Source organism: Brevundimonas sp. (genome assembly GCF_019636155.1).
In the GTDB taxonomy this organism is placed as follows: domain Bacteria; phylum Pseudomonadota; class Alphaproteobacteria; order Caulobacterales; family Caulobacteraceae; genus Brevundimonas.
In genome coordinates, this window is the sequence record NZ_JAHBYB010000004.1 from 18,703 (window position 1) to 29,705 (window position 11,003).

Genomic DNA, 11,003 nt, shown 5'->3' on the forward strand with positions numbered 1-11,003 from the left:
CGTCCCATGCCGAACCCCTATCAGTCCCAGCCCGACCGCGCCTTCTGGTCCCGTTCGGTCGCCCGACCGGCGCCCGAGGATGTCGATCCCGTCGCGGCCGCCGGCTTCCGCATTGGCCCCCACGAGCGCGTCGTCACCGCCGGCAGCTGTTTCGCCCAGCATATCTCGCGCGCCATCCAGGCGCGGGGCTTCAACTATCTGGTCACCGAGCCGGGGCCGCAGGATCGCCAGTACGGCGTCTACCCCGCCCGGTTCGGCAACCTCTACACCGCCCGCCAGTTCCGCCAGCTGTTCCAGCGCGCCTTCGGCCTGTTCCAGCCGCACGACACCGCCTGGCGCCGCGGCGAGGCCTGGGTCGACCCCTTCCGCCCCCAGGTCGAACCCGACGGTTTTCCGACGGCTGAAGCCCTGATCGCCGACCGCGACCGTCACCTGGCGGCGGTGCGTGACATGTTCGACCAGGCGGACGTCCTGGTCTTCACCCTGGGCCTGACCGAAGGCTGGGTCTCGACCGTCGACGGCGCCGTCTTCCCCCTGGCGCCCGGCGTCTCGGGCGGGCCGGACGACGACGGCCCCTATCGTCCCCACAACTTCACCGTGGCCGAGATCGTCGATGACCTGAACGCCCTGATCGCCGACGCCCGCCTGCTGCGGCCCGACCTGAAGGTCCTGCTGACCGTCTCGCCCGTGCCTCTGGTGGCGACCATCACCGACCGCCACGTCCTGACCGCCACCACCTACAGCAAGTCGGTCCTGCGCGTGGCCGCAGAGATGGTCGCGGCCGCCCACGAGGGCGTCGGCTACTTCCCCAGCTATGAGATCATCACCGGCCCGCACAACGGCTGGCGCTATCTGGAGCCGGACCTTCGCTCGGTCCGGCCCGAGGGGGTGGCCCAGGTCATGTCGATCTTCGCCCGCCATTATCTGGACCCGGACGCCCTCGCCGCGCCCGCGCCCCTGCGCCCCGCCGTCGCGCCCCGCCCATCTGCCGACCGCGCGGCCGAACAGGCCGCCCTGGCCGACGTCATCTGCGACGAAGAGACCCTGGACCGGTGAGGATCGGCGTCCTGGGCAATTGCCAGGCGGCGGGACTGGGCGCCTGGCTTCAGGCCGGTTCGCCGGGGATCGAGACGTGCGTCCACATCGTCAATCGCTTCGACTTTCGCGACCCGGCGGTCGTGGCCGGCGTGGTCGCAGAACTGGCGGCCTGCGACCGGGTGCTGATCCAGAACATGGGCGAGACCCAGCCCGCGCTGACCGCCCTGGTCCACGGCGCGCGCGACGCGGTTGGCGACGGGGGCCTGCTGTGGCCGGTCATCAGTTTCGACGGCCTGCACCCCGACTGCGTCTATGTGCTCCGCGACGACGCCCCGATCGATGGCGCCATGGGTCCCTATCATTCGGCCCTGGCCTGCGCCGCTTGGCAGGAAGGGCTGGCCCCCGCCCGCGCCCTTGGGCTGTTCAACGCCTTCGCCTACGCCGCCCTGGGCTATTTCGACGCCTTCGACAGCGCTGCGGCCCGGCTGCTGGATCGCGCCGGACGGCTGGGGTTCGACCTCGGTTCGTTGGTGACGCCGCCTGGCGTCTTCATGCACACCGTCAACCATCCGACCATCCATGCCCTGGCGCCGGTGGCCGAACAGGCGCTGGACCGGCTGGGCCTGGCGCGCGTCGCCCGGCCGACGCCGCCGCCCGACACCCTGGCGGCCTCGGCCATCTGGCCCGTCTATCCCGAGATCGCGCGCCGGCTGGACCTGTCGGCGGCCGCGCTCGACCTGGCCGCCCTGGTCGCGGCCGAATACGCCGCCCTGGACCGCGACCGTGATGCGCGCGGCCCCTTCGACTATGCCGAGACGACCCCCGCCGTCGCCCGCGCCCGCGCCTTCATCCGCGAACGCCTTATCCGCTGACCGCCCGGTTCCGCACCAGGTCGTCCACCACCGCCGGATCGGCCAGGGTGCTGGTGTCCCCCAGCGATCCCAGCTCGTTCTCGGCGATCTTCCTCAATATCCGCCGCATGATCTTGCCCGACCGGGTCTTGGGCAGGCCGGGCGCCCACTGCACCACGTCCGGCGCGGCGATGGGCCCGATCTCGGCCCGCACATGCTTGATCAGTTCGGAGCGCAAGGCCTCGGTCGGCTCGACCCCGGCGTTCAGCGTCACATAGGCGTAGATGCCCTGGCCCTTGATGTCATGGGGAAAGCCGACCACCGCCGCCTCGGCCACCGCGTCGTGCAGCACCAGGGCGCTCTCGATCTCGGCTGTCCCCATCCGGTGGCCCGAGACATTGATCACATCGTCCACCCGGCCGGTGATCCAGTAGTCTCCGTCCTCGTCGCGGCGGCAGCCGTCGCCGGTGAAATACTTGCCCGGATAGGTGCTGAAATAGGTGTCGAAGAACCGCTGGGGGTCGCCATAGACCGACCGCATCTGCCCCGGCCAGCTGTCGGTGATGCACAGATTGCCCGAAACGGCGCCGGTCAGGGTCGCCCCATCGGCGTCCACGATCTCCAGCTCGACCCCCGGCAGGGGCTTGGTCGCCGATCCCGGCTTCAGGTCCGTCGCGCCCGGCAGGGGCGAGACCAGGACACCCCCCGTCTCGGTCTGCCACCAGGTGTCCACCACCGGCAGCCGCCCTTCGCCCACCACCGCGTGATACCAGCGCCAGGCCTCGGGATTGATCGGCTCGCCCACCGTGCCCAGCAGGCGCAGGGATTTGCGGCTGGCGGCCTTCACCGGCGCGTCGCCTTCGCGCATCAGGGCCCGCAGGGCCGTGGGCGCCGTGTAGAAGACATCGACCTTGTGCTTGTCCACCACCCGCCAGAAGCGGCTGACGTCCGGATAGTTGGGCACGCCCTCGAACATCAGGGTCGTCCCGCCGTTGGCCAGCGGCCCATAGACCACATAGGAGTGGCCCGTCACCCAGCCCACGTCGGCCGTGCACCAGAAGACCTCGCCCGGCCGGTGGTCGAACACGATCTCGTGGGTCCAGGCGGCCCAGAACAGGTATCCCCCGGTGGTGTGCAGCACCCCCTTGGGCTTCCCGGTCGAGCCGGAGGTGTAAAGGATGAACAGCGGGTCCTCCGCCCCCATCGGTTCGGGCGGACAGTCCGCGCCGACCCGCGCGGCCTCCAGGGCGTAGTCGAAGTCCCGATCGGCATCCATCGGCACGTCCGCCCCGGTGCGTTTGACCACCAGCACCGAGGTCACGCCCGACACCTTCTTCAGCGCCGCATCGACATTGGCCTTCAGCGGCACGGTCCGGCCGCCGCGCAGCCCCTCGTCGGCGGTGATGACCACCTTGGATCCGCAGTCCTCGATCCGTCCGGCCAGGCTGTCGGGCGAAAAACCGCCGAACACCACCGAATGCACCGCCCCGATCCGCGCGCAGGCCAGCATGGCGTAGGCCGCCTCGGGGGTCATGGGCAGATACAGGGTCACCCGGTCGCCCCGGCGGACCCCATGGGCCTTCAGCACATTGGCCATGCGGCAGACGGCGGCGTGCAGTTCGCCATAGGTGATCGCCCTGGAGTCCGACGGATCATCGCCCTCCCAGAGGATCGCCGTCTCGTCCCGGCGCGTCGCCAGATGCCGATCCACGCATTCCACGCTGGCGTTCAGCACCCCGTCCCCGAACCAGCGGATGCGGAAGTCCTCGGCGTGGAAGGACACGTCCTTGATCTCGGTCGGCGCCTTGATCCAGTCCAGCCGCCGCGCCTGCTCGGCCCAGAATCCGTCCGGGTCCTGGCGCGCCGCCACGCGCGCCGCCTCATAGGCCGCCCGATCCATATGGGCCCGCGCCGCGACCTGGGGATCGACCGGATAGACCAGCCGCTCGGGATGATGGCTCATGTTCCGCTCCTCAAGATTTGGTCGACGTCGTCGCGGCTCGGCATCGACGTCTGCGCCCCCGCCCGTGTCGCCGCCAGGGCCCCCGCCGCGCAGGCGAACCTCAGGGCCTCGTCCGGCGCCATGCCTTCCAGCAGGGCCACGGTGATGGCGCCGACGAAACAGTCTCCGGCCCCGGTGGCGTCCACGGCCGTCACCTGCGGCGGCGTGGCCCAGGCCTGTTCGACCCCGCGCTGATACAGGGCCGCGCCCTTCGCCCCCTTGGTCACGACCACCCGCCCGCCGCCGTGATGCAGGGCGTCGCCATAGAAGGCCGCCTCGGTCTCATTGACCACGATCAGGTCGGCCCGCCTCAGCAGCATTTCCGACACCGGCGCCGCGGGCGCCAGATTGGCGCAGACGAAGCCGACGGCCCGGCCCACCGCCGCCTCCACCGTCTCGATGGGCAGTTCCAGCTGCACGATCAGCGGCGTCTCGATCCGTTGCGGCAGGTGTTCGGGCCGCACCGCATGGTTGGCGCCGGCCGCCACCACGATCTGGTTCTCGCCCTGCGGATCGACGGCGATCAGGGCCACCCCGGTCGACAGCATGTCATCCGCCGCCACGGCGCCGACGTCCACGTCCGCCTCCAGCAGCAGGGCCAGCGCCTCCTCCGCCAGGGCGTCGCGCCCGACCCGGCCGATCAGGCACACGTTCCCACCCAGTCTCTGCGCCGCCAGGGCCTGGTTCGCCCCCTTGCCGCCGGGATGCCGCGCCAGGGTCGCCCCCGTCACCGTCTCTCCCGGCGCGGGCAGGGCAGGCCCCGTCGCCACGAAGTCCAGGTTGATCGAACCCGCCACGGTGATCGCCGTCATGCCGCGGCCTTTCTCAGGGTCTCGGCGATCAGGTCGAACACGCCCTGGCCGTCCGCCCTGACGGCCCACCTGTGCCGCGCCCGGTTCGGCGGCGCTCGGAACTCCACCGCCGTATGGCCCCGCGTCAGGTCCGACGCCGTCTCCACCCGGATCTCGCAGGGCCTCAGCGTGAACAGCTCGGGCCGCATCAGCCAGGCGACCGTGCAGGGGTCATGCACCGGCGGGGCGTCCCAGCCGACGATGGTCTTCTCCACCCGCTGCGAGAACCGCATCATCGCGGCGGCCCAGCGGGCGCTGTCGCTGTCGATCGCCTCGATGGCCGCGATCCGGTCGTCGGTGGCCCGCACCTGGTGGGTCGCGTCCAGGCCGAACATCACCACCTCGCAGTCGGACGCCAGAACCTCGGCCGCCGCGTCCGGGTCGGCCCAGATGTTGAACTCGGCCGAGGCGGTGATGTTGCCGCCCTCGGCCCGCGCCCCGCCCATCACCGACACCGGCCCCAGACGCCGCGCCAGCCCCGGCTCCTTCCTCAGGGCCAGGGCCAGGTTGGTCATCGGCCCCATGACCGCCAGGGCCACGGCTTTCTCCGGCCGCGTCCTCACGATCTCGATGATCGCCTCGGCGGCGTGCCCGGCGGCCAGGGGAGCCGCCGGCTCGAACGGCGCCTGGTCGCCCAGACCCTCGGCGCCATGGAACTCGCCCGCCCCGGCCGGCTCCCGCACCAGCGGCCGGTCGGCCCCGGCGAAGACCGCTATGTCCTCGCGCCCCGCCACCTGGGCCAGCATCCGCGCGTTGCGGCTGGTCGCGCTCACCGGCACATTCCCGCCCACGGCCGTTATGGCCAGGATCTCCAGCTCGAGCGCGTTCAGCGCCAGCATCAATCCCACGGCGTCGTCCACGCCGGGGTCGCAGTCGATGATCAGGGCCTGTTTCGTCACGCCCCAGCTTTGGCCCGCCCCGCCGCCCGCCGCAAGCCGCCCTTCACAGGTCCAGCCGCATCTCATGGCTGTGGATGCCGGGGGCGAACCCGTCTTGCGCGACCTTCAGGGTGCGGAAGCCGAACCGGCGATAGAAGCCCTCCGTATGCTGGCTGGTGCTCAGCCGAACCGCCGTCACCCCCGGCGTCGCCCGCGCCGCCGCCAGCCGCGCCTGCGTCAGCCGCCGGCCCAGGCTGGTCCCCTGCAGCCCCCGGTCCACCATGCCCCAGCACAGGACCGCCGTCGTCCCGTCCGCCTCCACCGCATGGCCGCCGCAGGCCACGATTCGCCCCCCTTGCTCGATCACCGAATAGGGCGTCTCCAGCGCCCGCAGGAAGGCGTCGTATTCCGCCCGCTCCGACGCATCGAAGAAGCGCGGCGTATTGCCGTCGAACAGGGCCAGACAGGCCTCCCGGTCCGCCGGTTCATAGGGTCGGGTCGTCGTCTCCATGGCCCGCGCCTTCCTTCCGCCGCGCTTGACGCGCCCTCGCGCCTCGCCCACCTTGGCGCCGTTCTCCCGGGGGCGGCAATCGAGCCGCTGAGATAAGGGTCTCTCCCTTGACCGGTCGAACCTGATCCGGGTCATGCCGGCGAAGGGAAGAGACACGGCCTCGCCTCGCGCGGGGCCCTCACACCGCGCCGGCGGTCCCTCTTTTTTGCGAAGAGGCCGCCATGAACGTCCACGTCACTCCCGACACCCCGCCGGTCGCCGAGCCGGAATCCTCGACCCTGCCGCTGGCCGAGGCCCGCAAGGCCGTCGCAGAGAAGCATGGCCGCATCCCGACCGGCCCGCGCGAGGGCGGGCGCAAGGTCTATGTGGCGGGCGAACTGCACCCCGACATCCGCGTGCCCTTCCGCGAGGTGGCCGTTCACCCATCCGCCAACGAGCCGCCGGTGACCATGTATGACAGCTCCGGCCCCTATACCGACCCCGACGCCCGCATCGACATCACCCGTGGCCTGCCGCGCGTCATGTCCTCCTGGCGGCTGGATCGCGGCGACATCGCCCCGGTGGCGAACCCGCGCGAGGTCAAGCCCGAGGACAACGGGCATGCGTCGGGCAAACACCTGGCCCCGCGCTTCGACACCAGCCGCCACAAGGTGTTCAAGGGCGTGCCCGGCCGCCCGGTGACCCAGCTGGAATACGCCCGCGCCGGCGTCATCACCCCCGAGATGGAGTTCGTCGCCATCCGCGAGAACATGAGGCGCGAGCAAGTGGCGAGTGGTGAGTGGCGAGTGGCGAGGGAAGACGCCCGGACTATCACTCTGGCCGACGGCTCCACTGTGCCGCTCGCCACATCGAACTCGCCACTCGCCACTCACCACTCGCCACTGAGAGACGGCGAAAGCTTCGGCGCCTGCATCCCCGACTTCGTCACCCCCGAATTCGTCCGCGACGAGATCGCCCGAGGCCGCGCCATCATCCCCCAGAACATCAACCACCCCGAGGTCGAGCCGATGATCATCGGCCGCAACTTCCTGGTGAAGATCAACGCCAACATCGGCAACTCGGCCGTCCTGTCGTCCGTGGACGACGAGGTCGACAAACTGGTCTGGGCCACCCGCTGGGGCGCCGACAACGTCATGGACCTGTCGACCGGCCGCAACATCCACAACATCCGCGACTGGATCATCCGCAACAGCTCGGTCCCCATCGGCACCGTGCCCATCTATCAGGCGCTGGAGAAGGTGGGCGGCGTGGCCGAAGACCTGACCTTCGACATCTTCGCCGACACCTTGATCGAACAGGCGGAACAGGGGGTGGACTATTTCACCATCCACGCCGGCGTCCGCCTGCCCTTCGTGCCCCTGACGGCCAACCGCGTCACCGGCATCGTCTCGCGCGGCGGCTCCATCATGGCCAAATGGTGCCTGGCCCACCACAAGGAGAGCTTCCTCTACGAACGCTTCGACGAGATCTGCGAGATCCTGCGCGCCTATGATGTGTCGTTCTCGCTGGGCGACGGCCTGCGCCCCGGCTCCATCGCCGACGCCAACGACGAGGCCCAGTTCGCCGAGCTGCGCACCCTGGGCGAGCTGACCAAGATCGCCTGGGACCACGGCTGCCAGGTGATGATCGAAGGCCCCGGCCACGTGCCGATGCACAAGATCAAGGCCAATATGGATGAGCAGCTGAAACACTGCCACGAGGCGCCCTTCTACACCCTCGGCCCCCTGACGACCGACATCGCCCCCGGCTACGACCACATCACCAGCGCCATCGGCGCGGCCATGATCGGCTGGTTCGGCACGGCCATGCTCTGCTACGTCACGCCCAAGGAACACCTGGGCCTGCCCGACCGTCAGGACGTCAAGGACGGCGTCATCACCTACAAGATCGCCGCCCACGCCGCCGACCTGGCCAAGGGCCACCCCGCCGCCCGCCTGCACGACGACGCCCTGAGCCGCGCCCGGTTCGAGTTCCGCTGGGAAGACCAGTTCAACCTGGGCCTAGACCCCGAAACGGCGCGGCAATACCACGACGAGACCCTGCCCAAGGAAGCCCACAAGACCGCCCACTTCTGCTCCATGTGCGGCCCGAAATTCTGCAGCATGAAGATCAGCCAGGACATCCGGGATGCGGCGCGCGGGCAGAATGATGCGGGGGCCCGCCTGGCGGAGGCCGGGATGGCGGAGATGTCGGCCAAGTTCCGCGCCGGGGGCGGGGTGGTGGAGGTGAAGGTGTGACGACACCGGCTGGAGTCAGTCGGTTAACCAAGATTCAGCGATGGTTGCGATTCAAGTGCAATCAGTTCATGGTTTGTTCTCATGGCCGAGACCAGTATCGAATGGACGGACGCGACCTGGAATCCGGTCGCGGGCTGTCTAGTCATCTCTCCCGGATGCACGAACTGCTACGCCATGCGCATGGCCGCCCGGCTCGAAGCGATGGGCGTTCCCAAATATGAGGGCCTGACCCGCAAGAGCGGGCAACGCTACGTCTGGACGGGAAAGATTCGATTGGACGAGGCCTCGCTGGACATTCCCCTCAAGTGGAAAAAGCCTCGCAAGATTTTCGTGAACTCCATGTCGGACCTGTTCCACACGGACGTGCCGCCAGATTTCATCGCGCGAGTGTGGTCTGTTATGGAAAGGACGCCGCGCCACACCTACCAAATCCTGACAAAACGGCCGGACCGCATGCGGGAGGTGCTGACTTCGCTTGGCCTGCCCAAACTGGAGCATGTTTGGCTCGGCACAAGCGTGGAAGATGCTGCCGTGCTGCCGCGCCTCGATGACCTGAGGGCGACCCCGGCAGTTGTCCGCTTCGTCTCTTTCGAACCGTTGATTGGCTCGGTCAAAGGCGCGGATTTGACCGGCATTCACTGGGCGATTGTCGGCGGCGAGTCCGGTCCGAGGTCGCGCCCTATGGAGAAGTTGTGGGTCGATGAAATTCGGCTCGCCTGCCTTGGTGCGGAAACCGCGTTTTTCTTCAAACAGTGGGGTGGAAAGAACAAGAAGGCAGCGGGGCGAACATACCGCGGGCAGACATGGGACGAACTACCCAGCCTTCAGTAAGTGCTCGACTATAGGTTTTGCAGCTTTCCAGGCAGCGTCACTTGGGTTCGCCATGAGGAAAAACAGTGAAAACATCGGAGAGCCCTGATCGTTGTAAAGCCTTTTGGGTCCCGCAACCCTTGGGAAGATCGTTCTGAAGCGCTCAGAAACGAAATCTTCCAGCACTCTGAGATCACCTGTCCTTTTAGTCTCGATTGATTCCTCTCCAAACAAGTTTGGTTGGATTTTGGAATTGTACCACGCCTGCTCCCAGGCGTTTGTGCCGAGGAAACGTGTCAGCGAAGCTCGTTTCACCTCGCATAGATCGGACGGGTCTTTCGTCGCTTGGCGGTAGAGCCCCGACAACGAAACAAGATACCAAATGTCCATCGCCTTCGTTTGCGCGATAGCTTCGAGCGTCGCCCAATCCACCTGAAGACCATAGGGATCTAGAAAGACTACTGCCCGCGTGGATTTCCACCCGGGCCAGCCTTGGGCGAGCTTCAGAAGCTCGTTCGCATCGCCTCTGTGAACCGTAATGTCCCGCTCGGGATGTTTTGCCTTCAGCGTTTCAAGTGCGGCGACATGCTTGGGCTTTTGCTCCATGAAAATCAGGCGGTCGAACGGAGGAGAAATATCGATCGCAATCTGGGCCGACCCATTTCGACGATCGATTGTCTCGGGGATGCGGCCGACTAGGGTGTCCTCGGCGGCGATGCGTTTGGTTATCTCGCCAGTTCCCGCGAAGGCATCAATGTACCAAAGCTTGAAACCCCTGGGCCGCATCAACGTGGCGTAGGACTTCAGGTATCCCTGAACCATCGAAAGCTTGAGGCTTGTCGACAGGCTGCCAAACTCATGCTCACCGATTTCTGACAATAGCTTCCCCCTCGCCGTAGTATCGTAGTCAGCCTCACAACGCTGAGATGTGCAATGCCTGCACCGATCCTCGTCCTCCTCGCCGGGCTAAACAGGGCTGGGAAGGCCACCTTCATCAATGGCTTCCTGCGCTAGACCTCTCCTTCATCATCCCCGGCCAGCGCTGCTGGGCGGCTTTCCGGAGGATGACGATCAAGCGGGGTTTTCGGTCGCGATCTTCCTGAGCGCCTCTTCAAACACCGCCGTCGGCTGGCCGCCGCTGATCAGGTATTTGCCCTCCACCACCACCGCCGGAACGCTGTTGATCCCCCGCGCGCGCCACAGGGCCTCTTCCTCGCGCACCGCCTGGGCGTAGCGGCCGCTGGCCAGGACCTCGGCGGCCTCGGCGCGGTTCAGGCCGGCGGTTTCGGCGGCGGCGGTCAGCACCCCCGCGTCGGTCAGGTTGCGATTGTCGGTGAAGTGGGCGCGGAACAGGGCGGTCTTCAGGGCGGCCTGCCCATTCTTCGTTCCTTTTTCGGGCGCCGTCTCGCCTGCCCAGTGCAGCAGGCGGTGGGCGTCGAAGGTGTTCCAGATGCGGCTGTCCGGTCCCATCCGCATGTCGAAGCCAACCTCCGCCGCCCGGGCGCGGATCATTTCTCGGTTGGCGGCCGACTGTTCCGGCGTCGCGCCGTATTTGCGACCGATGTGTTCGACGATGGTCTCGCCCTCCGGCGGCATGTCGGGGTTCAGTTCAAACGGGCGGAAGGCGATCTCGGCCTCGATCCCTTCACCCTTCAGCCGCTCCAGCGCCGTCTGAAGACCGCCCAGACCCACCACGCACCACGGACAGACCACGTCCGAGACGAAATCGATGTGCAGTGTGCGGCTCATGGGCGGGCTCCGAGTGTGTCTCCCACATATGGGCGCCGGCCGCGTCGGGCGGGAGGGGCCGGCGACCAGATCCGAC

At 68.0% G+C, this 11,003-nt stretch carries 10 protein-coding genes and 1 riboswitch; of the genes, 4 read left to right on the forward strand and 6 right to left on the reverse strand.

Annotation, left to right across the window (positions count from 1 at the left end; translation table 11 throughout):
- Positions 1–6 precede the first annotated feature (6 nt).
- Positions 7–1,056: a GSCFA domain-containing protein gene (locus KF910_RS05700; RefSeq protein ID WP_292259515.1), complete on the forward strand. Its 1,050-nt coding sequence runs from the start codon at positions 7–9 to the stop codon at positions 1,054–1,056.
- Positions 1,053–1,910 (forward strand): WcbI family polysaccharide biosynthesis putative acetyltransferase, encoded by an 858-nt coding sequence (locus KF910_RS05705; protein WP_292259517.1) that lies wholly within the window; start codon positions 1,053–1,055, stop codon positions 1,908–1,910. The genes KF910_RS05700 and KF910_RS05705 overlap by 4 nt, the downstream gene beginning before the upstream one ends.
- Here KF910_RS05705 and acs read toward each other — a convergent pair.
- From acs to KF910_RS05725, 4 genes are read right to left on the reverse strand one after another with little or no spacing between them, the layout of a single operon-like run.
- Positions 1,900–3,852: an acetate--CoA ligase gene (gene acs / locus KF910_RS05710; RefSeq protein WP_292259519.1), complete on the reverse strand. Its 1,953-nt coding sequence runs from the start codon at positions 3,850–3,852 to the stop codon at positions 1,900–1,902. The two genes, KF910_RS05705 and acs, sit on opposite strands and share 11 nt — an antisense overlap.
- A complete protein-coding gene (locus KF910_RS05715; protein ID WP_292259521.1) occupies positions 3,849–4,703 on the reverse strand; it encodes a ribokinase in 855 nt (284 codons plus the stop codon). The genes acs and KF910_RS05715 overlap by 4 nt, the downstream gene beginning before the upstream one ends.
- Positions 4,700–5,707, reverse strand: a complete 1,008-nt coding sequence (locus KF910_RS05720) for a nucleoside hydrolase (RefSeq protein WP_292259522.1) — start codon at positions 5,705–5,707, stop codon at positions 4,700–4,702. Before KF910_RS05720 ends, KF910_RS05715 begins: the two co-directional genes overlap by 4 nt.
- Entirely contained in the window at positions 5,685–6,131 is a 447-nt protein-coding gene (locus KF910_RS05725; protein WP_292259524.1) for a GNAT family N-acetyltransferase, read from the reverse strand. Before KF910_RS05725 ends, KF910_RS05720 begins: the two co-directional genes overlap by 23 nt.
- 56 nt (positions 6,132–6,187) lie before the next feature.
- A riboswitch (TPP riboswitch) is annotated at positions 6,188–6,297 on the forward strand.
- 55 nt (positions 6,298–6,352) lie between these two features.
- Here KF910_RS05725 and thiC point away from each other — a divergent pair.
- Positions 6,353–8,368, forward strand: coding sequence for a phosphomethylpyrimidine synthase ThiC (thiC, locus tag KF910_RS05730; protein ID WP_292259525.1), 2,016 nt, complete (start codon positions 6,353–6,355; stop codon positions 8,366–8,368).
- Between the two features lie 81 nt (positions 8,369–8,449).
- Positions 8,450–9,199 (forward strand): DUF5131 family protein, encoded by a 750-nt coding sequence (locus tag KF910_RS05735; protein ID WP_292259527.1) that lies wholly within the window; start codon positions 8,450–8,452, stop codon positions 9,197–9,199.
- On the opposite strand, the gene KF910_RS05740 is transcribed toward KF910_RS05735, so the two are convergent.
- A complete protein-coding gene (locus KF910_RS05740) occupies positions 9,182–10,057 on the reverse strand; it encodes a three-Cys-motif partner protein TcmP (protein WP_292259529.1) in 876 nt (291 codons plus the stop codon). The two genes, KF910_RS05735 and KF910_RS05740, sit on opposite strands and share 18 nt — an antisense overlap.
- A 192-nt stretch (positions 10,058–10,249) precedes the next feature.
- Positions 10,250–10,927 (reverse strand): DsbA family oxidoreductase, encoded by a 678-nt coding sequence (locus KF910_RS05745; protein ID WP_292259530.1) that lies wholly within the window; start codon positions 10,925–10,927, stop codon positions 10,250–10,252.
- Positions 10,928–11,003 lie beyond the last annotated feature (76 nt).